17 protein-coding genes and 3 pseudogenes are annotated in these 20,852 nt (G+C 68.9%); 12 read left to right on the top strand and 8 right to left on the bottom strand.

Annotated elements, in window-relative coordinates; all coding sequences use genetic code 11:
* The 6 genes and pseudogenes from AB0C35_RS44745 to AB0C35_RS44720 all read left to right on the top strand — a co-directional run.
* Positions 1-147 (top strand): LuxR C-terminal-related transcriptional regulator (locus AB0C35_RS44745; RefSeq protein WP_358470343.1); only part of this gene is annotated, 147 nt, incomplete at its 5' end.
* A 266-nt stretch (positions 148-413) separates the two neighbouring features.
* Positions 414-728 carry a GNAT family N-acetyltransferase gene (locus AB0C35_RS44740; protein WP_358470340.1) on the top strand — a complete coding sequence of 105 codons (315 nt, stop codon included), beginning with the start codon at positions 414-416 and terminating at the stop codon, positions 726-728.
* 184 nt (positions 729-912) lie between these two features.
* Positions 913-1,638, top strand: a complete 726-nt coding sequence (locus AB0C35_RS44735) for a flavodoxin family protein (RefSeq protein ID WP_358470338.1) — start codon at positions 913-915, stop codon at positions 1,636-1,638.
* 125 nt (positions 1,639-1,763) lie between these two features.
* Complete coding sequence (locus AB0C35_RS44730) at positions 1,764-2,723, top strand: DUF5996 family protein (RefSeq protein WP_358470336.1); 960 nt, start codon at positions 1,764-1,766, stop codon at positions 2,721-2,723.
* Positions 2,724-2,762: 39 nt separating this feature from the next.
* A pseudogene (locus tag AB0C35_RS44725) lies at positions 2,763-2,846 on the top strand (alpha/beta hydrolase); the annotation flags it as partial.
* A 537-nt stretch (positions 2,847-3,383) separates the two neighbouring features.
* Positions 3,384-4,424: a glycoside hydrolase family 6 protein gene (locus tag AB0C35_RS44720; protein ID WP_358470333.1), complete on the top strand. Its 1,041-nt coding sequence runs from the start codon at positions 3,384-3,386 to the stop codon at positions 4,422-4,424.
* A gap of 208 nt (positions 4,425-4,632) precedes the next feature.
* Here AB0C35_RS44720 and AB0C35_RS44715 read toward each other — a convergent pair.
* The 4 genes and pseudogenes from AB0C35_RS44715 to AB0C35_RS44700 all read right to left on the bottom strand — a co-directional run.
* Positions 4,633-5,550: pseudogene (locus AB0C35_RS44715) on the bottom strand (alpha/beta hydrolase); the annotation flags it as partial.
* Positions 5,551-5,580: 30 nt separating this feature from the next.
* Positions 5,581-6,015 carry a TetR-like C-terminal domain-containing protein gene (locus AB0C35_RS44710; RefSeq protein WP_358470331.1) on the bottom strand — a complete coding sequence of 145 codons (435 nt, stop codon included), beginning with the start codon at positions 6,013-6,015 and terminating at the stop codon, positions 5,581-5,583.
* 317 nt (positions 6,016-6,332) lie between these two features.
* A complete protein-coding gene (locus tag AB0C35_RS44705) occupies positions 6,333-7,568 on the bottom strand; it encodes an epoxide hydrolase (RefSeq protein WP_358470328.1) in 1,236 nt (411 codons plus the stop codon).
* Positions 7,569-7,759: 191 nt separating this feature from the next.
* On the bottom strand, positions 7,760-10,330 hold the full coding sequence (locus AB0C35_RS44700) for an AMP-binding protein (RefSeq protein WP_358470325.1): 2,571 nt from the start codon (positions 10,328-10,330) through the stop codon (positions 7,760-7,762).
* Between the two features lie 70 nt (positions 10,331-10,400).
* Between AB0C35_RS44700 and AB0C35_RS44695 the strand changes: the two genes are divergently transcribed.
* Genes AB0C35_RS44695 through AB0C35_RS44685 form a run of 3 tightly spaced genes read left to right on the top strand, consistent with a single transcriptional unit; the run spans position 10,401 to position 14,009 of the window.
* A complete protein-coding gene (locus AB0C35_RS44695; RefSeq protein WP_358470322.1) occupies positions 10,401-11,417 on the top strand; it encodes an iron ABC transporter substrate-binding protein in 1,017 nt (338 codons plus the stop codon).
* Between the two features lie 4 nt (positions 11,418-11,421).
* Positions 11,422-12,930, top strand: coding sequence for an iron ABC transporter permease (locus AB0C35_RS44690; protein ID WP_358470319.1), 1,509 nt, complete (start codon positions 11,422-11,424; stop codon positions 12,928-12,930).
* A complete protein-coding gene (locus AB0C35_RS44685) occupies positions 12,927-14,009 on the top strand; it encodes an ABC transporter ATP-binding protein (RefSeq protein WP_358470316.1) in 1,083 nt (360 codons plus the stop codon). The genes AB0C35_RS44690 and AB0C35_RS44685 overlap by 4 nt, the downstream gene beginning before the upstream one ends.
* Before the next feature lie 1,270 nt (positions 14,010-15,279).
* Here AB0C35_RS44685 and AB0C35_RS44680 read toward each other — a convergent pair.
* On the bottom strand, positions 15,280-15,606 hold the full coding sequence (locus tag AB0C35_RS44680; protein ID WP_358470313.1) for an Lsr2 family protein: 327 nt from the start codon (positions 15,604-15,606) through the stop codon (positions 15,280-15,282).
* 621 nt (positions 15,607-16,227) lie between these two features.
* Here AB0C35_RS44680 and AB0C35_RS44675 point away from each other — a divergent pair.
* Entirely contained in the window at positions 16,228-16,689 is a 462-nt protein-coding gene (locus AB0C35_RS44675; protein ID WP_358470310.1) for a hypothetical protein, read from the top strand.
* A gap of 431 nt (positions 16,690-17,120) precedes the next feature.
* On the opposite strand, the gene AB0C35_RS44670 is transcribed toward AB0C35_RS44675, so the two are convergent.
* The gene (locus AB0C35_RS44670; protein WP_358470307.1) at positions 17,121-17,426 is read right to left on the bottom strand and encodes a DUF1330 domain-containing protein; all 306 of its coding nucleotides are present in this window, start codon (positions 17,424-17,426) and stop codon (positions 17,121-17,123) included.
* Positions 17,427-17,614: 188 nt separating this feature from the next.
* On the opposite strand from AB0C35_RS44670, the gene AB0C35_RS44665 reads away from it, so the two are divergent.
* Positions 17,615-18,517, top strand: coding sequence for a LysR family transcriptional regulator (locus AB0C35_RS44665; RefSeq protein WP_358470304.1), 903 nt, complete (start codon positions 17,615-17,617; stop codon positions 18,515-18,517).
* Between the two features lie 494 nt (positions 18,518-19,011).
* On the opposite strand, the pseudogene AB0C35_RS44660 reads toward AB0C35_RS44665, so the two are convergent.
* Positions 19,012-19,362 (bottom strand): annotated as a pseudogene (locus tag AB0C35_RS44660) (IS481 family transposase); the annotation flags it as partial.
* A gap of 86 nt (positions 19,363-19,448) precedes the next feature.
* Entirely contained in the window at positions 19,449-20,342 is an 894-nt protein-coding gene (locus AB0C35_RS44655) for an NAD(P)H-binding protein (protein WP_358470301.1), read from the bottom strand.
* A gap of 44 nt (positions 20,343-20,386) precedes the next feature.
* Between AB0C35_RS44655 and AB0C35_RS44650 the strand changes: the two genes are divergently transcribed.
* Positions 20,387-20,761, top strand: a complete 375-nt coding sequence (locus tag AB0C35_RS44650) for a MerR family transcriptional regulator (protein WP_358470298.1) — start codon at positions 20,387-20,389, stop codon at positions 20,759-20,761.
* Positions 20,762-20,852 lie beyond the last annotated feature (91 nt).

The following is a 20,852-nucleotide window of genomic DNA, read 5'->3' as shown; positions in this document are numbered from 1 at the left end:
TTCCTCAGCCCACGCACGGTTGAAGCCCACCTCCGCAACATCTTCCGCAAGCTGGGCATCACCTCCCGCCGGCAGCTCAGAGAACTGCCGCTTCCTGACCGGACAGGCAGACCGCGGTCAGAAGCTCCGGATGACCGGGCTAGGTAATTCTCCCTGACGCGAACGAGCGTCTGCTGCGCGAGTCTGGGGACACCGCAACGCTCCGAAGCGAAGGGAACGTCGTGTTCGCCGGTCCCGTCATCGAAGTTGATGAACTCAACGTGGGTTTAAAGGACCTCTGGCCCGACGAGTATCTGACCTGCCACGTGGCGAGCGGTAAGCGCTACCGATCTGATTCGTCCGGCCACCGGGAACCCACGGTCGACCCGAGATGACGACCTGTTACAGCACCGAAACAGGAGGTTCAACGAACAATGTCCATCGACGTCAACGTGACCAGGAATCCAGACCGGCGGCGCTACGAAGCCTCGGTCGGCGAGACGGCGGTCGCCGGATTCATCGACTACCAGGAGACCAGCGAGCTGATCGTCCTGACCCACACCGAGGTCGACCCGACCTTCGAGGGGCAAGGAGTCGGCGGCGCCCTGGCCCGCGCCGCGCTCGACGAGACCCGCGAACGAGGCCTGAAAGCGCTGGTGATCTGCCCCTTCATCATCAATTGGCTGCGCAAACATCCCGAGTACCACGACCTGCTCTACAACGCGGCACCGTCCAGGGTCAGCGACTGAACAGTCGGACACGACAGTGACGGAGGCCGGTATGAGCGGTGGATCCGACGCCTGGCCGAAGTCGTGCGGCGCTGCCCCTCGGGCACGCTGCAGTACCGACTCGCGGACGGCGGTACCTAAAGGCGCACGTCGCGGGTCCGCCCGCGCAGCTTCGGCACCACCCGAGGAAGAAGGTAGGGACCCCATGACTGCATCCGTGACCCAGGGACCGGACTTCACCGGGCTGCGCGCGATGTACATCAACTGCACCCTCAAGCGTTCCCCCGACCGCAGCCACACCCAGGGCGTGATCGACCGCAGCGTGGCCATCATGGAGGCGAACGGGGTCGGCGTGGATCAGATCCGCGCCGTCGATCACGACATCGCCACCGGCGTCCGCCCGGACATGACCGAGCACGGGTGGGACACCGACGAATGGCCCGCACTGCTGCCCCGGGTCCTGGCTGCCGACATCCTGGTCATCGCGGGACCGATCTGGCTCGGCGACAACAGCTCCGTGACCCGCCGAGTGATCGAGCGGCTCTACGGCTACTCCGGCGTACTCAACGAGCGCGGCCAGTACGCCTACTACGGCCGGGTCGGCGGCTGCCTGATCACCGGCAACGAGGACGGCCTCAAGCACTGCGCGATGAGCATCCTCTACAGCCTGCAGCACATCGGGTTCACCGTCCCGCCCCAGGCCGACGCGGGCTGGCTCGGTGACGTCGGCCCCGGCCCCTCCTATCTCGACGAGGGCTCCGGCGGCCCGGACAACGACTTCACCAACCGCAACATCACGTTCATGACCTACAACCTGCTCCACCTCGCGTCGATGATCCGACGCGCCGGTGGGATCCCGGCCTACGGCAACCAGCGAACGGCCTGGGACGCCGGTTGTCGCCCCGACAACGACAATCCCGAACACCGCTGATCATCTCCGGCGGGTTCCGAGACGAGTTCACCACCGATCGCGACCGGGCTCGAGGAGCCCGTCCCGCAGGTCAGGAGCACAATGACCGCCACACTCTCGTCGCCCCGCGAAGGGTATGAGATCCGATGACCGGCGCAGCGATGACGAGCTGGCCGAGCCTGCGGGTCCCGGACTGGACCCCCACCCGCGACACCCTGCACATGTGGACCCAGATCGTGGGCAAGATCCGCATGGCCCACGCTCCGCTGCTCAATCACTGGTGGCAGGTGACCCTGTACGTCAGCCCGCGCGGGTTGACGACGTCGGCCATCCCGCACCGTGCGGGGGCCTTCGAGATCGAGTTCGACTTCCTCGGCCACCGGCTCGAGATCCGCAGCAGCGACGGCGGCGCTCGGAGCCTCCCGCTCCAGCCGATGCCGGTTGCCGAGTTCTACACCCGAATCCTGGCCATGCTCGACCGGCTCGGGATCGAGGCACCGATCCGGCCGCACCCCAACGAGGTCGAGCCGGCGATCCCCTTCGCCGACGACCACCACCACGCCTCCTACGACGGCGAGGCGGCCGCCTTGTTCTGGCGACAGCTGCTGCAGGCGAACCGGGTGATCGGCGAGTTCCGGTCGCACTTCGTCGGCAAGGTCAGTCCGGTGCACTTCTTCTGGGGAGGGATGGATCTCGCCTGCACCCGCTTCTCCGGGCGGTCGGCTCCGCCGCATCCCGGCGGAGTACCCAACTGCGGGGACTGGGTCATGGTCGAGGGCTATTCCCGGGAACTGTCCAGCTGCGGGTTCTGGCCCGGCGGCGGAGAGGAAGGCGCCTTCTACTCCTACGCCTACCCCGAGCCCGACGGGTTCGCCGATCAGTCGATCGGCCCCGAAGGCGCGTACTTCAGTTCTGAGTTCCAGCAGTTCCTGCTGCCCTACGAGGCCGCCCGTGCCGCGCCCGACCCGGACCGCGCGGTCGCCGAGTTCCTCCACACCACCTACGAAGCCGCCGCGGACCTCGGACGCTGGGACCGCTCGGCGCTGGAAGACGACCCCTTCCGGTGGAACGGAACCTCCGCGCCTCGCGGAAACGTCGATGCCTGACCGCACCGAACTACCGGCCTCCAACCGAGGACACGCCAACACTACGAGGATCAGGGCGCGGGTCAGCCGCCCGTCGTCCTCGTCCATGGTTGTCCGCTGAACGGTCACAGCTGGGAGCGCCAGACGCGCGAGCTGCTCGCCGCCCGCGAAACCGGGCCCCGCGGTATGAGGGCGTCCACCCCGCCCCGCGCGCCACCGCCGCCCCGTGCGTTCGGTAACCCTCAGGTCCGTGGCGATCGCAGCGACACCGTCACCACCGGCGAATCGCTCGGCCGCATGCATCCGCTCCCGCCGCTGCTGCTGCTCGGCGGGGGTGTACCCACCTTCGCTGCGCGTACCGCATGCCCAACTCATACGCCCACCCGTCCTCACCGTCTGTCATCAGCGCAGTGAGGTCTCGCTCACGCAACGACGACAACCGCATCCCCCACAGGAACGGCTCTACGAGTTCAGCCTGGTTGGGCCCTTTACAGCGGCTCACAATGGCGGCGAGATGCTCGGTGGTTAGACGGAAGTGGAAGGCATGAAAAGGCTCTTGACTCAAATTCAAGCGCGTCGGTAGTTTCTCGGGGAACGGTCGGAAAAAGTGCATTGAACACGTCCGCTTCCCCATGCTCCGCTGAAATGTGACCGAAGAGCCCGCGGACGGCAACCCCCGCCATGACACCGGACGACGAAGGAACCCCCGTGCTACCCGCTCTCCGTAGATGGACCATCACCGCCGTCGCCGCGTTCACCGCGTCGACGGCCGCGCTGACCGGCGCATACTTCACCGGACAGCAACCGCAGGCCGCCAAGGTCGGCGCCGTCTCCCACGCCGCACCCGCGGCCGAGGCGATCGCCGCGGCCAACCTGTACGTCGACCCGAACTCCAACCCGGCAGCCTGGGTCGCCGCCAACCCCGGCGACCCGCGGGCCGCTCGCATCAAGGCGGCCATCGCCGATCGGCCGATCGCACGCTGGTTCGGCAACTGGGACAGCGACATCACCGCGGCGGTGTCCCGCTACGTCGGCGGCGCCGAGCAGGCTGGCGCCACACCGATGCTGGTGGCCTACAACGTCCCGGGCCGTGACTGCGGCAGCCACTCCGGCGGCGGCGCGGGCAGCCCGGAGGCCTACCGCACCTGGATCGGGCAGTTCGCCACGGCCATTGGCAGCCGTCAGGCGATCGTCGTGGTGGAGCCCGACGCAGTCGCCCAACTGGACTGCCTGCCGAACGACACCGAGCGGCAGATTCGGCTCGACCTGCTGAAATACGGTGTGCAGCAGCTCAAGCAGAAGGCGCCGAACGCTTGGGTCTACCTGGACGCCGCCAACGCCAACTGGATCCCCGCCGGCACCATGGCCCAGCGTCTGCAGGCCGCCGGGATCGCGGACGCACGCGGCTTCTCGGTCAACGTGTCGAACTACTACACCACCGAACAGTCCGTCACCTACGCCAAGGCCGTCAATGCCGGGCTCCCCAGCGGCAAGACCTTCGTGGTCGACACCAGCCGGAACGGCAATGGCTCCAACGGTGAATGGTGCAATCCGGCCGGACGCAGGCTCGGCACCCCGCCCCGCGAGGGGGCCGACGCCGAACTCGAACTGTGGGTCAAAGTCCCCGGCGACTCCGATGGCGACTGCGGGATCGGTGCCGGGATCCCCGCCGGCCAGTTCAGCCCCGACCTGGCCATCCGCCTGATCGACGGCACCCGATAGCCGCTCTTGGGTGAGCCGCCCGCGCCATACCAGTGAGCTCTCGACCTGGCTTTGGCCGAGGGCTCACTGCTCACTTGTGGGCGACCTCGGTAGGGACCGTCAGCATCACGGGTTTCCTCTTCAACCTGATGGACGTGAGGGCCGGCGTGACCAGTTCCTGCTCCACGCCGGTCCCGAAAGTGGTGGCTATGGCAGTGCGGCTGGAGTATTAGGCGGATGTCCGGGGAGCGAGATGCTGGAGGAAGAATTCGGTCATGAGGGCGAGCGTGTTCTTGAACTCCTGGTTATAGACGACGAAGTGGCCGCCGGGCAGGGTGACGAGCTGCTTAGGGTGCAGGGCCCGTTCATAGGCGGCGAAGGCCAGGTCGCTGTGAGTGAGGATGTCGTGCTGGGCGACGACGAGCATGAGCGGTGTGGGGGAGATGCGGGCGATATAGTCGCCCGGCTCGTAGCCGGCGATCGCCTCCACCGACCGGAGCGTGACCTCGTTGCGCCACGTCGCCAGGCGCTCCGGTTCGATCGCCTGGTACCACTCGTAGGTTTCCCGGTCGGCCATCGCGGCGGGCTCCCCGGGGGTCGCGGTGATGAGGGGGATCATCGCAGGCGCCTCGCCGTTGAACCGGGCGAGCCGGTCGGCGTCGAAGCTCCTGCGTACCTCGGCGAGGGCCTCGCTGGGGATGAACCGCGACAGGGTCGTCCCGCCGCTGATGACCGGCACCTGCGAGTACACGGCCTTGACCCGCCGGTCGACGGCCCCGGCGACGAGCACGTGCCCGCCTGAGAAGCTCGACCCGAACACCCCAATGCGCTCGGCGTCCACCTCGGGACGTGTGCACAGGAAGGTGACGGCGTCCCGGTATCCCTGGATCTGTGTCCAAGGATCGACCTCCTGGCGTGGCTCGCCGTCGCTCGCGCCGAACGAGGCGTGGTCGTAGAGGACGACCGCCAGCCCGGCCGCGGCGAGTGCTTCGGCGATGTCGTCGGTGTACTGCTCCTTGACCGCCCCGAGTCCATGGGTGACGACCACGGCCGGGTGCGGGCCGGAGGTGCCGTCGGGCGTGTAAAGCCACCCGCGGAGGGTCGTCCCGGCAGAGACGAACTCGATGTCCTGGCGCATTTGCGGATCCTTTCGCTGGTGTTTGCAGGTGTACGCGGCCTATGAAGGGCCGGGGGAGCCCCCCGGTGTGAAGGCGCCGCTGAGGGCAGCGGCGTACGCGGCCGCGGCGGCGACCTCGGCGACCTCGTCATCCACCGGCCCGCGGGCGACGAGCAGGCGATAGTAGATGGGGGCTCCGACGGCGCTGATGATCGCGATGCCGTCGGTTCCCGGCGGTAGTTCGCCGCGTTCTACGGCCCGTTCGACGATCCGGGACGCGAGGCGGTTGCGCTCGGCGATCACCGTTGCCCAGGCGGTGGACGCCTCGGGGGACCGGACGGCGGCGGCCACGACGCCCTCGACGAGCGCCCGCGCTCTGGGCTGCTGATACAGGCCGGCGATCTCCAGCGCGAGCGCCTGAAGGTCGCCCTTGAACGAGCCGGTGTCCGAGGCCGCACGGCCCCCGTCGCGCGCGGCTTCACGTCCATGCGCCACCCCTCTCTGTGCGTCACGGACAGAGTAACGCGAAGTTCTTCGCATTAACAGCCTCGGTGGCAGCTGAGGGCCCTGCTCGACCGTGTCCCACAAGGTCGAAGACGGAGTTGACGGGCCGCGCCGGGCAGGCCGCTGAGGCACCGCGCGAGCGTTCTCGGCATCGAGGGCGACGAAGTCTTGTCAGCGGTTGGTGACAGCCTCGTGTGGGGTGGCGCGGGGGAGTGCGACGTACGCGCCGCCACCGACAAGGCGGCCACGGACGCCGACCGGGAACGTGCCTACCTAACTGCCACGAGGCCGGCCTGCGACGGGGTCGTTCAGGGCCTGCGGCCGTGGAAGGTGCGGCGTAGGTCGCTCACCCAGGCGTCGGGGTTCTCCCAGGGGATGAAGTGGCCGCCGTGGTCGTGGGCGTTGACGTTGACGTGGTTGAACCAATCGGCCTGCGGGCCGGTCTTGAACGCCCGGACGCGCTCGTCGGCGGTGTGGACGCCGGGCGGGTTCTCGTACGTGACGAAGGTGAGGCCGACCGGGGCCTGCACGACCGGGGTGCGGTCGTGGGCGGGGGCCCAGGGGTAGCGGTTGGCGTTGGCGTAGTAACGCATCGACGTGGCGATGGAGTTGTTCGCCCAGTAGATCGTGGCATGGGTGAGCAGGTCGTCCTTGGTGAAGACGGACTCGAGGTCGCCGCCGTTGTCGCTCCAGGCGTTCCAGCGCTCCAGCAGCCAGGCGAGCAGTCCGGCGGGTGAGTCGCTCAGCCCGTGGGCCAGGGTGGCGCCGTCGAGCATGTGCACGGCCAGGTGGGACGCCGAGCGGTGGTCCATCTCCATGATGCGGGCGCGGACGTCGGTGGGCTGGTCGTCGGTGAGGGGCCGATTCCGGGCGAAGTCCCAGGCCCGGGGGCCGGTGAAGAAGTCGAGCGGCAGCCCGGAGCCGATGTGGATGCCGTACAGCTCGTCGGCGTACTTGTGCCCGAGCTGGCTGGAGACGATCCCGCCGATGTCGCAGCCCCCGGCGGCGTACTTCTGGTATCCCAGGGTCTCGGTCATCAGGGTGTGCCAGAGGTCGGCGACCTTCCAGAAGTTGACGTCCGGAAAGCCGGTGAGCGGGCCGGGGAAACCGAACCCGGGCAGGGACGGCACGATGACGTCGAACGCGTCGGCGGGGTCACCGCCGAACGCGGCCGGGTCGGCGAGCGGGTCGATCACCTTCGACCAATGCCAGAACGTCCACGGCCAGCCGTGGGTGAGGATCAATGGGATCGGGCTAGGGCCGCGGCCGGGCTTGCGCATGAAGTGCACTGAGACACCGGCGACGCTCGCCTGGTAGTGCTCGTAGGCGTTGATGGCGGCCTCGGCCTCGCGCCAGTCGTAGCCGTCCCGCCAGTAGGCGACCAGTTCACGCAGATAGCTGTCCGGGACGCCGTATGACCAGTCCTCATTTCCCTCGTCCAACGGCGGACGGGTCAATGTGAGACGGGCGCGCAGGTCATCCAGGACCTTGTCGGACACATGGATCGGAGTGGGCTCCAGGGGGAAGGCGTGCGAAGTGGTCATGGCGTGGTTCCTTCTGGGTAGCGGGAAGGCTGCATACGAGTGCCACGTGAAACAGTTTCTCGGAGCACCCGGACGGCGCCGGGCCCACGGCCGGCCAGTCGAACTCCCCATCGGGCCCCGCGATGTGAGCGTCGATCTATGCGCGAACCCAGTAAATGATGGCAGGGGAGTCGGCCGTATCCGGAGCGTCCTCAGCGTGTGGAGTCCGTCGTCGGTGGCTTTAGCGTGTATCGCCGGAGCAGGAAGCCCGCGTAGGCGGAAGCGCGACGGTCGCGCAGGGGCGCATTGGACGCCTTGCGCATGATGCGTGCGGCGGCGGATGCGTAGGCGACGCCGCCCGCCAGGGAGGCGAGCAGGGCCAGAAGCCCGGAGTAGTGGTCCAGCAGTGGATAGATCTGCCAGTGGACGAGGTAGATGTACAGCGAAGCACCGGCGAGCAGCCCGGCGAGGCGGTTGAACAGGGCGGTGCTCGGCAGCGCGGGGATCCAGATCAGCAGCGTCACGCCGCCGATGACGATGAGTTCCCGCAGCGTTTCGCCGGAGCCGAAGTAGCCGGGGACGGTGGCGAGCACGACCACGGTCACCAGCGATCGTCGCGCGGTGGTGGCCGCCTTCGCCGCGGCCCACCCCAGGGGGAAGATCCAAAGCGCGGTGATCGCGTCCGGGAGGTCCGAAAGGCCGAAGAAGTCGTAGCGGACGATTAGGGCGGCCGGCAGCAGCGCGAGGGCGAACCCGAAGGGCGCGCGGCGTTCCGCCCGGTCGAGGGCCGGGACGCTCAGCCACGCGGCCATCGCGAGCAGGATGTACACGATGATCTCGATGAACCAGTAGTTGCTGTTGTACCCGAACGCGCTCTTCAGCAGCAGGGCGTCGACAAGGTGGTAGTCGGCGGTGAGGAGTGCCGCGACGATGAGCCAGATGACGCTCGGCACAGCGATCCGGTTCAGGGCACCGAGCACGCGCCGGCGGCGTTCGCCGCGTCCGGACGGGGTGAGGTGGAAGCGGGCGAAATTGAAGCCCGCGACCGCGAGCAGTATGTGCGCCCCGCCCCGGAAGGTGAAGATCGAGATGTGCGATCCGACGATGAGAACGATCGCGACGGCGCGCAGCAGGATACCGGTCTCCAAGGTCCGGCGCCGGGAGCGCCCGTCGGAGCGCCGCAGGTCGCGGATGGGGCGGGTGGGCCAGTCGGCGGGCAGCGTCCCGAGTGCCTCCTCCAGCTTCAGCGACATTTCGACGTAGGAGAGCGAGTCGCCGCCGAGATCCACGAAGCTGTCGTCCTCGGTGACGGCGGTCCGATCGAGGATCTGCGCGTACAGGCGGACCAGGTCCGTCGCCGGTACCGGTTCGCGACGCGCCGGCGCCGGTTCGGGACGCGCCGGTACAAATTCGGAACGCGCAAGCCGCAGTACGGCCGGGCGGTCGGGCTTGCCCGTCGAATGCCGGGGCAGCTCCGGCACCGCGTGCACGCCGATCACCCGGGCGGGCAGGCCGCATTCGGCCGCGACGAGCCGCCTGACGTGCCGGGTGTCGGCGCCGCCCGCCACGGCGACGACCAGGCCCTCGTCGTCGCCGGTGCAGAGCGCCGCCAGGCCGTGCCGGGCGAGCATCGCCTCGACGCTCTGCGGGTCGATGCGCAGGCCGTAGAGCTTCAGGAACCGGCTTCGCCGCCCCACCACTTCGTACAGGCCGCCGGGGAGGAGCCGGGCGACGTCGCCGGTGCGTAGTTCGTGGACGGTGCGGCCGAGGGCGAGGTCGGCGGAGCCTTCGGCGTAGCCGAGCATGACGTTGGGGCCGGTGTACACCAGTTCGCCCGTGTCGACGCCGGGCCAGTCGGGTAGCGGTTCGAGCCGCAGCGACCCGCCCGGGACGGGCACGCCGATGGCCTGGGGGTGGGACGCCACGAGATCGGGCGGCAGGTACGCCATCCGGGCCGTCGCCTCGGTCTGCCCGTACATGACGATCAGGTCCCAGCCGCGCCGCCGCCCGAGTTCGGCGTAGCGCGCGACGTGGTCGGGCGCCAGCCGGCCGCCGGCCTGGGTGACGTACCGCAGATGCGGGAGCCTCATGTCGGCGAAGCCGACCCGGTCGAGCAGGCCGAAGGTGTAGGGGACGCCCGCCAGCGACGTTCCGCGCGCGTCGCGGAACAGCGTCCAGAAACAGTCGTCGGCGACCGAGAGGTCGGTGAGGATCAGTCCGGCGCCGCGCAGCAGGTGGCTGTTGATGACGGACAGGCCGTAGCAGTAGTACATCGGCAGGGTGGTGGCGGCGCGGTCGCCGTCCCGGATGTCCAGGTACTCGGCGATGGACGCCGCGTTGGCCTGCAGGTTCTCCTGCGACAGCCGGACGAGCTTCGGTGCGCCGGTCGAACCGGACGTGCTGAGAAGCAGCGCCAAGTCGGGGTGCAGCGTGTGCGCGGAGACGGGCCGGCGTTCGTCGAGCGTCCCGTCCGGGAGAGCGACGACGTCCGGGTCGTACACGTCGATCAGGGACGACATCGAACGGTCGTGCGGGACGAGCAGGACGGGATGCCCGGCCGCCAGCGCCGCCAGGTAGACGACCAGAGCGTCCACCGTGTCGGCCCCGCCGAGCAGCACCAGCCGGCGTTCGGTGCCGAGCCGCTCGGCGGTGGCCGCCGTCCGCGCCGCCAGTTCGCGGTAGGACAGCGTCCCCTCGGCGGTGACGACGGCCGGCCTGTCCGCGTACTTGGCCAGGTCACGGGCGAACGGGACCGGACGAAACTCCAGGTGGGGGCGACTCACACGCGCATCTTAAGTAAGGCTAACCTACATACCGACACCGCCCCCTGTACGGCACCTCCGAGGTAGGCCCATGCGACACCCCCTGCGACGTTTCACGACCGCGCTCGCCCTCGCGGCCGTCCTCCTGCCGATGGGAGCGGCCTGCGGCCTGGGCTCCGACGCCGGCCTCATCATCTACTCCGGCCGCAACGAGGGCCTCGTCAAGCCGCTGCTGGACAAGCTCGAGGACGCCGTCGGCACCGATGTCGAGGTCCGGTACGGCGCCAGCGCCGAACTGTCCGCGCAGATCCTCGAGGAGGGCGACGGCACCAAGGCCGACCTGTTCCTCTCCCAGGACGCCGGGGCGCTCGGCGCCCTTGCGAAGGCGGGACGCCTCGCCAAGCTGCCGCAGCCGTCCCTCGACAAGGTCGCGGCGCAGTTCCGCTCCGGCGCGGGCGACTGGGTCGGCGTCTCCGGCCGGGTCCGCGTGCTCGCCTACAACCCGAATCTCGTTCCCAAGGCGCCCGACAGCGTCCGCGACCTCGTCAAGCCGGAGTGGAAGGGCAAGATCGCCTACGCGCCGACCAACGCGTCCTTCCAGGCGTTCGTGACCGGCATGCGGGTCCTGGACGGCGACGATGCCACCCGCAAGTGGCTGGATGGCCTGAAGGCCAACGGCGTGAAGGCGTACGAGAACAACATCGCCGTGCTGGACGCGGTGAACGCCGGGCAGATCGGCCTGGGGCTGATCAACCACTACTACTGGTACGAGAGGGTCGCGGAGAAGGGTGAGAGCAGTGTCACCGCCAAGCTCCACTACCTTCCCGGCGCCGACCCCGGCGCGCTGATCAACGTGGCGGGTGTGGGAGTGCTCAAGGGCGCCGCGCACCCCGCGACCGCGCAGAAGGCCGTCGACTTCCTGCTCTCCAAGGCGGCGCAGACCTACTTCAGCGACGAGACGAAGGAGTACCCGCTGGCGTCCGGGGTCACCAGCAACGTCCCCGGCCTGCCGCCGCTGGACTCGCTGAAGGCACCCGAGATCGACCTCGGCGAGCTGGACTCTCTCCAGGAGACCCTGAAGATGCTCCGGGAAGTCGGCATGGTCTGACCGGATGACCACGGCCCGCGCCCCCTGGGTGCTCCTCGCCCCGGCCTCCCTGGCCGGGACCCTGGCCCTGCTGCCGCTCGGCTATCTCGCCGTACGGGCGCTGGAGCGCGGCTTCGGGTTCGCCTGGAGCGTCGTCACCACCGAGGGCACCGCGCTACTGCTCGTCCGAAGCCTGACCCTGGCCGCCACGGTGATGCTGGCGTGCCTGATCCTGGGTGTCTCGCTGGCGTGGCTGACCGTCCGGACGGCGCTGCCCGGCGCCCGCGCCTGGTCGATCGTGGTCACGCTCCCGCTGGCCGTGCCCAGCTACGTGGCGGCGTTCGCGTGGCTGTCGGCGGTGCCGGGACTCGCCGGGTTCGCCGGGTCGGCGGTGTCGCTGACGCTGGTCAGCTACCCGTACGTGTATCTGCCGGTCGCCGCCGCGCTGCGCGGCATCGACCCGGCGCAGGAGGAGACGTCCCGGTCGCTCGGGGTCGGGCCGGGCCGGACGTTCCTGCGCGTCACCCTTCCCCAGCTCCGCCCGGCGGCGGCCGGCGGCGGCCTGCTGGTCGCGCTGTACGTGCTGTCTGACTTCGGCGCGGTGTCGCTGATGCGGTACGACACGTTCACGCGCGGCATCTACACGTCCTACCAGGCCAGTTTCGACCGCACCCCGGCGGCGGCGCTGAGCGTCGTGCTGGTCGTGATGACGGTGGCGCTGGTCGCCCTGGAGACCCGCACCCGCGGACGCCGCGGGCACGCAAGGACCGGGACGGGGACGGCCCGCCCGCCGGTGCCGCTGCGCCTCGGCCGCTGGGCGGCCCCGTCACTGGGCTGGTGCGCGGCGGTCGCCGCCGCGGCCGTCGTGTTCCCGCTCGCCACGCTCGCGTACTGGCTGGTGACGGGGAACCGCTCCACCTGGGACCCGGCCGCGCTCGTGAACACCGCCGGGGTCACCCTCGCCGTGGCCGCCGCGGGGGCGGCGCTCACCACCGTCCTCGCCCTGCCCGTCGGCGTCGTCGCCGCCCGCCACAGGGGACGGCTTCCAGCCCTGCTGGAGCAGGCGGCTTACGCCGGGCACGCCCTGCCCGGCATCACCGTCGCCCTGGCGATGGTGTTCTTCGCCGTCCGGTACGCCAACCCCCTTTACCAGGAGCTGCCGCTGCTGGTCTGCGCCTACGCGGTGCTGTTCCTGCCGCTCGCGGTCGCCGCGACCCGTGCGGCCGTCATCCAGTCCCCGCCGGTACTGGAGGACGTCGCCCGCTCCCTCGGCCGCGGCCCGCTGCGGGTCCTGCGATCGGTCACCGTTCCGCTGGCCGCACCCGGCATCGCCGCCGGCGCCGCCCTCACGTTCGTGGTCTGCATGAAGGAACTGCCTGCCACCCTTCTGCTGCGTCCCACCGGGATGGACACCCTCGCCACCCGGCTGTGGACGGAGACGGGCGTCGCCTCCTACGCCGACGCCGCGCCGTACGCGGCCGCACTGATCCTGCTCGCGGCCGTCCCCTCGTACCTCCTCGGGAGGCGCACATGACCGATCTGCAGGTCGAGAGCCTGACCAAGGCGTACGGCCCGGCCACGACCGTCCTGGACGGGCTCGACCTCACCGTCCCGAGCGGCTCGCTGGCCGCCGTCCTCGGCCCTTCGGGCTGCGGGAAGACCACCCTGCTCCGCGTCATCGCGGGCTTCCTGCGCGCCGACGCCGGGACCGTCACCGTGGGCCGACGCCTCCTCACCGGCCCCGGGACGCACGTCCCGCCGGAGCGGCGCCGCATCGGCATCGTGCCCCAGGAGGGCGCACTGTTCCCGCATCTGAGCGTCGCCCGCAACGTCGCCTTCGGCGTGGCCGACCGGACCGCACGCCGCCGGCGCACCGAGGAGATGCTCGAACTGGTGGGACTGGCCGGGTACGGCGACCGGATGCCGCACGAACTGTCCGGCGGACAGCAGCAGCGGATCGCGCTGGCCCGCGCGCTGGCGCCCGAACCGGCGCTCGTGCTGCTCGACGAACCGTTCAACGCGCTGGACAGCGCGCTGCGCGCCGGGGTGCGGGCCGACGTCCGCGCCGCCCTGCGCGCCACGGGTGCGACCGCCCTGCTCGTGACCCATGACCAGCAGGAGGCGTTGTCGATCGCCGACTTGGTGGCCGTCGTCCACAACGGGCGGGTCGCACAGTGCGGCCCGTCGCATGACGTTTACAGCCACCCCGCCGATCCCTGGGTGGCGGGGTTCGTCGGCGACGCCGTCCTGCTTCCGGGGGACGCCGCGAACGGGACGGCGACGACCCCCCTCGGCCAGGTCGAGCTGCGCGACTGCGACGCGGCCGTCCAGGGGACCGTGATCCTGCGGCCCGAGCAACTGCGGCTCACCGACCCCGGCGGCACGGCGCCCGCCGGGACGGTGACCGACGTCCGTTACTACGGCCACGACGCCATGATCACGATCGACGTCGAGGGTCTCGACACGCCGGTCGACGTCCGCGTCGACGGGCACGTGCGCCTGCGCCCCGGCGACCGCGCCGGCGTCCGCGTCACCGGCCAGGCCACCTTCCACCCGACGCCGTCCGACGCCAACGGTGCGGGCGAGGTCCAGGTGAAATCCGTCTCGGGTTAGCGCACCAGCGGGATGGCGACCTCGGCCAGGACGATGAACAGGGCTGGGCAGCTGCCGAGTACGCCGACAGGGCCGGGCGCTGAGCGATGGCCGGTGCATCCCGCAGAATCCGGTGATACCCGCTGATGCGCGTGCGATGTCACGTGCCCTCGCTCGTGGATGTCGGACCTGGCTGGGCCAGTCGGGCGTCCGGGGGTCTGATGTTACGGATGTCAAGCCGCAGCTGGGGCTGTCGCGCGGGGTGGGCAGGCGATGACCTGGTGGATCTCACCCACGGGCCGGGTCGGTCACGGCCGTGTCAATGGCTTCGAGTGTTGGAGGTCGCAGGTGGCGCGCTGGAGACCCTTCCGCGCCAGCGATGCTCATACGGAACAGTGCCTGGCGATGCCAGTACGACAGCGTCGACGCGGGGCGTGTTTGAGCTTCCCCCGGTTCCACGGACACGTGATGCGACGGCGGTGATCCTGCCGCGCCACGCCCAGGTCGGACGCTCGTCTGGGACTGGAGCGTGCAGGAATGGGCGGAGGTGATCGGCGAGGATCGGGCAGGATTCCGTCGCTCGGGCCCCTGCCCGGGCCGATGACGCGGTCCGGTCCCGTCCTTTGCGGTGCCAGGTCTGGTGCTGGCGCAAGGCTGCCTTGCTCAGTCGACTCTGCCGTTTCCTGGCCCTGAGAGAGACCGGGAGCTTTCCCGCGATCGCAAGCGGAACGGCCCCGAACCATCGAGCGGGTTCGGTGTTACCTGTTCGGTCACCCTCACCGAAGGCGTGGGAGGTTGCGGTGCCCGAAGCAGTTGCACGGTCTGGTTTATGCCTGCATAGGCGATCGTTGCCGTTGCGACCGCACCGAGCAGCGTTCCGACTGCGGTGATGATCGCTGGGGTGTTCCCACCATGGTCGGGAGGCGGGCTGCACGACGAGCACGGACGGATTCGAGGCTGAGGCAGAAATCGTTGGGGTCGGCTGTGGGGCTTCCTGTGTGGACGGAGCTTGGACTGCGAGGAAGCCCGTAGCACGCCAGCTTGCTTACTTCATGCAGCGACTGTTCGTCACTTTGTTCTCCCGACACATGAAGCAGTGTGACGGTCGACCAAGATCGGTTTGGGCTTGGCGGGAGTTCACCCACATTAGGCCAATCGGGCAACGGCGGGTTGCCCAGGCCGCGCTGATGGGCTGTCCGCCCCCCGGCTGACTTGGTGCGGAAAGGAAGGGACCCACCAGCCGGAGCCGATGAGTCCCTCGGGTGCTGCGTTTAAGGGTGTGCGGGCTGGGCTAGTGCGCGGCCTCGTACTGCTCGATGACGTTGGCTGGGATGCGCCCACGCTCGTTGACCTTGATGTCGTTGGCCTTTGCCCACTGACGGATCTCGGCGCTGCGCTCACGGCCGTTGGTGCTACGGGCCTGAGCTTTGCCGCCCCTGGTGGCCTTGAGTCGTCGACCACTCTCCATGTAGGCGTGCAAGGTGCTACGGAGCTTGTCCGCATTGCCTTCGTTCAGGTCAATCTCATAGGCCGAACCGTCGATGGAGAATCGTACGGTCTCGATGGCCTCCGAGCCGTCGATGTCGTCCGTCATCTGGACGATTACCTTCTGAGCCACGTCTTCCCCCTACTTGCCGTTCTTCTGATTACCTTGACCGTAGCTGATTCGGGCACGTAGTTAGTCCGAATCAGAGTCCGATCCGGTGTCAGCAAGGGGACGGGAGTTCCCGTCGCGCCGTTCGGGATGGAGTTACCCGGTCCTGTGGACACCTGATCGCTTGGGACGAGGGATCCCGGGAGGGGTCCACAAGTGCCGATGTCACGATCGCCGTATCCGCCGGAGTTCGGCTGCAGATGGTGGAGCGGGGGCGGGCCGGTCGGACGCCGGAGGGACCCGGCCGAAGAGTTCGAGCCCGTGCTTGCCGAAAAGCACGTCCGCGCAGGTGGGAGCCGTAATGTCCGGTGGTTCGGGGGCGCAGGGCCGGGAACCGTCGCGGGACAGGTCACGACAACCGCCCTCGCCCCGGGGTGATGGGGCGGTTGTGCTGGTGCGACTGGCCTACTTGACCCTGGCGAACACGTTCGCGGTGCTGCGTCTGCTTCCGATGACCGACGGGGAGAAGGCCGCCGAGACCTTGTTGTTGCGGCATCAGATCACGGTGCTGGAGCGCCGGCTGGATGGGGCGAGGGTGCGGTTCACCGGTCTGATCGAGCACTGCTCGCGGCGCTGCTGCACCGGTTGCCTCGTGGTGTACTGCACGACGGGGACTGGCCCGACATCCTGGTCGTCGGCGAGGGCGACCGCTACGAGCTGAACGGGGGTGAGGGCGCCTACGAAGCCGCCGCCGCGCTGCGGGAAGCGGGCGGCCCCGCCTACGTCCCGCACCCGTGCTCGCTGCCCCGCGAGTGGGGCATGTTCGCCCCCGTCATCTACGTCGACCCGCACAAGGTCGTGGTCCGGCGGTTCTACTCCCACCGGCTCTCCGACTTCGCCTCCCGCAACCGCAATCTGATGCTGTTCACCCTCCCCGGCCGCACCGACCCCATCCGGATCGTCGCCACGCACGGCGACATCTACTCCGGCCACACCCGGCTGGCCGACCCCCCGCAGGCTCCACCGGCTCCCAGACCCAGCGATCCCGTGCGCCATCCTGGGATTGGAACACCGTCCCCAGCGGCCCCTTCGAACCGACCGACCTGAACACCCCCGGCGTCCACAACCCGCGCGGGATCAACTACCGCGTCAAGTGGGAAGGCGGCGCCCGGCAGGCGGGCCCGCACGTCCACGACACCCGCGCCGAGCGGCCCAACGGCTGCCAGTGCCTCGCGATCGACGGCATCCTGCTCAACGACCCGCTTCGTGACGCCTACGTGCCCGGAAGTTACCGCGTCCACGACTTCCGCGACCCGCAGAACCCCGGAGGGTGAGTTTCGTCGACGAGGTCAGCGAGACCGTCCAGCTGCCCCGGACGTCGCGTCGCTTCTTCGGACCCGCCCGACAGGATCAGGCCGTCGAGGTCGTCGACGACGAACTGGGACGCGGGGCATGGATTCGAACTCGTCTCGTGAGTCGTCGTTCAGCACCGTGTGCGTATCAGGTGACGGATGCTCAGCGATGGCTGGGCCCGCCGGTCAGTCGATGCCTTCGATGATGCGGAAGTCGCGCTCGACGTCGTCGGGGAGGGCCACCAGCGCCTTCTGGTATGCCTCGCTCTCGTATGCCGCGACGGCCTGTTCAAAGCTGTCGAACTCGATCAGGACGACGCGTTGCGTGATTCCGGCCTCGTGGGCGACGACTCGACCGCCACGGGACGGGAGGAGGGACAGGTTGCGCCCGCCCCCCGCCTGGACAGCCGGACCGGCCAGCTTGTCGTAGGCAGTCAGCCTCTCAGGATCGGAAATGGCGGGGTAGACACTGACCCAGTAGCCCTTAGCCATGGAAACCTCCTGTGTTCGGCCGGACACGTCCGACTTCGAATTGACACTCAGATCGATCGATCCCGGCGACGCGTACTGCGGTCAGTTGAATCGTCATACGCGCAGGTTAGGGCTTGATGTGCGGTCGAGGGAAAGACCGGTACGGGATAGACTCAGAACGGATCGTTATCAATCGGCAGGGAGGGCACGTGGCGCCGGATACGGTGAGCCTGCGGTACTTCCTGGTTCTGGCGCAGGAGTTGAACTTCACCCGCGCGGCCGCACGGATCGGTATCGCACAGCCCGCACTCAGCGCCCGGATGCGCCGATTGGAGACGGAACTCGGTACGGCCCTGCTGGTCCGCAACACGCGTAGCGTCGTATTGACCACGGCCGGTGCGGCTTTGGCGGAGTCCGCGCCGTCCGCGCTGGCGGCGCTGGACCGGGCATGGGACACCGCCCGGAGCGCGGCGGCCGGTGAACTGGGCACGCTGCGCATCGGATACAGCCTCAGCGCCGGGGCCGAGACGGCACCGGCCCTGGTGGACAGGCTGATTCGCGGCAACAGCGGACTCGAGGTCGGCGCGGTCCCGATGGCGACACCGGAGATCTCCCCCGCGGTCGCCGACGGCCGCATCGATGCCGGGATCACCCGCGGTGAACAGCCGGGCCGTGGGGTGCGCCGGTTCCTGCTGCGGCGTGAGCGCGTCGGGGTCCAGCTGGCGCAGCACCATCCGCTGGCCGAACACCCGGAGATCGAGATCGCCGACGCGGCCGCGTATCCGCTGCGACTCCCGGACCGTGCGGCCAACCCCGTGATCCACGATCAGCTGTCCGCACTGTTCCGAGACACCCGACCACACCCCCGACTCCACACGCCCGCAGTCTCTTTCGACATGTCTCAGCGCGACCTGCGCGACGGGGTCACCCTCGCCCCGGCCGGAGAAGCCGCGGTCACGGCACAGCCGGCCGGTCTCACCTGGCGACCGCTGCGGGGCGCGCCCAGCCTGACGATCCACCTGGTCCTTCCACGCGAGCAGTCGCCGCTACACCGCCGCATCCGTGCCGTCGCCAAAACCCTGGCGCACGAACTGCACTGGCTGCCGGACTGACGCGCAAGAGGTCAAGTGAGACGGACGCCTGCGGTGGCGAGGCCGGAGACCTTGCGCCCGGCGGACTCCGCGGTGATGACGACGGCGGTCTTGCTGAATGTCCGACACGACCTCGCTACGCCGGCGGATCAGCATCCGATGGTGGCTCCGGTTCCGGTCCGAGTCGTATACCGCGGCGACGTCCTCGCCCCGCCCGAGATCTCGGCGGATACCGGGCCCTTCGCCGACGCCGAACCGGACAAGCGCGGGTAACCGGCGGGAACGCCCGCCGTCGACGGCATCCATGACGTCGGTCAATGCTTAACGCCAACCACTGTTCCATTGCTCCCGAGGCCGGAACAGAACACGAACTGACCCCCACCACACGCGATCTTCGGCCCGGGCTTCGCCTGGGCCGAAGTGGTGCTGAATCTCATCGACATTTTCGCCCTATTGATCACCAACTGATGCCCGAACCCAACGACATCTGGTTCTGGTTCTCGATGACAGAGCCGGTCGGGGATCCGGCCGACCTTCTTCACATCGACATGGACCATGTGGCCTGGCCACCTGGCGCTGATTCTGCGCGGCTTCCGGTTCTGTTCGCCGTTCGGGTCGATGAACTTGCGATGGTTGAGCCCGAGCCTCGCCAGGTGCCGGGTCACTGTGCGGCGGCTGACGGTGATGCCCTGAGCTTGGAGTTTGAACGCAATCCGCGACGCTGACCATTATTGGCTGCGCCGGAGGTCTGCGATTCGGGCGGGGACCCACATCTCGGCGGCGACGTGCGCTATTGGACGAGTCCGGCAGCGCTCGAGAAGTCGGTGTCGACCTTCGACGGTCAGTGGAGCATTGGCGTGCCTCATGGGCAGTTTCCCGTGACGGTTTCGATATTGTCGGGGAATCGATCTTCGGCGGTCATCGCACCGGTTGGAGACTGACTGATGTGTGCTCACGGCCGCGGGCCGAACTCGGTGCTGTGGTCGATGGCCCACTGCGCGAAGGGGCGGGCCGGCATACCGGTCAGGTGCTCGACATCATCGGTGACAAGGCGTGATTCCGGTCGCCGCGTCGACGCCGTGATGAGGGCATCGACCAGCCGCTCGGGACGGCCGTCCGCGAGCATTCGTGCGCGCGCGATATCCACGGGGACCGGCTCGAAGCGCAACTTTCGTCCGAGTGCGGCCCCGAGGATTTCGACCTGGTCGGCCCTGCTGAGCGGTTCGGGCCCGGTCAGCAGGTAGGGGGTGCGATCCGAATCGTCCTGGCGTCGAAGGAGCACCTCCGCGGCTGCGGCCGCGACATCACCCTCGTCTACGACTGCTGTGCGCGCTATGTCCGGACCTGTGACCACGTCGCCTGCGCGCAGCTGTGCCGCCCAGCCCCGGGTGTTGGACGCCAGCGTGTCGCTGCGCAGCACGGTGGGATGCAGGCCGGCATCACGGAGGCGGCGTTCCATGTCCGCATGTACCTGCACAATCGGGTCGCTTTGGCGAGAAGAGGCGTCATCGATCGCAGTCGAGGAGAGGTAGACGACGCGCGGTGCTGCTGCGGCAAGTTCTGCGATCAGAGGCTCGGCGGGTGCGGTGTCGAGCAGCGGCCATATGAGGAAGACGGTGTCGATGCCGTCGAGCGCCGCACGGACGGAGTCGGCGTCGGTCAGGTCACCGCGCACCGACTCCATACCGGGTCGGGGGCCAACACGGCGACGGTCGAGGCACCGCACAACTGCTGCGCGCGCGTGCAGCCGGGCGAGGAGCTCACGGCCGAGGTTGCCCGTCGCGCCGGTGACCAGGACCGATCGGGAACAAGCAGGAGTAGGCGGAGTGGGAGAACTTTCAGGCATGCTGGGGACGCTAGAGGTTCAGGTCGACATCAAGGCAAGGGCGGATGGCGATAACGATCGGTGAGGCGGCTGCGCAGCTTGGAGTCGAGGCCCATGTCCTGCGGCACTGGGAGCACGTCGGAGCACTCACGGTGCGCCGGGACGCGAACGGTTACCGCCTCTACGACCACGACGTCCTGGAGCAGGCACGAACCGTACTGAAACTGCGACAAGTCGGGCTCTCGTTGCCGGAGGTCACCGCGGCGATGTCCCCGAAGAAGTCCGCAGCGCAGGAGGTCGTGCGCGCGAAGATCGCTGCGCTCGAAAGCGAGGTCCGCAGCAGACAGCGAGCGATCACCTTCCTCCGGCACACCGTCGAGTGCCGCCATCGGTACCTCGAGGAGTGCGCGGAGTGCGCGACGTTCGTCCGCGACCCTTGATCTAAGGAGATCTTGGGTTTCTCCACTTTGTGATCGCTTGAGTGGGAAGATCGTTTTGTGGCGAGGAAGAGGCGTAGGTCGACCTATGAGG

Origin of the sequence: Spirillospora sp. NPDC048819, assembly GCF_040650055.1 — a bacterium.
Classification (GTDB): Bacteria; Actinomycetota; Actinomycetes; order Streptosporangiales; family Streptosporangiaceae; genus Spirillospora.
Note: the sequence above shows the minus strand (reverse complement) of the source record. Positions and strands in the feature narration are given on the sequence as shown.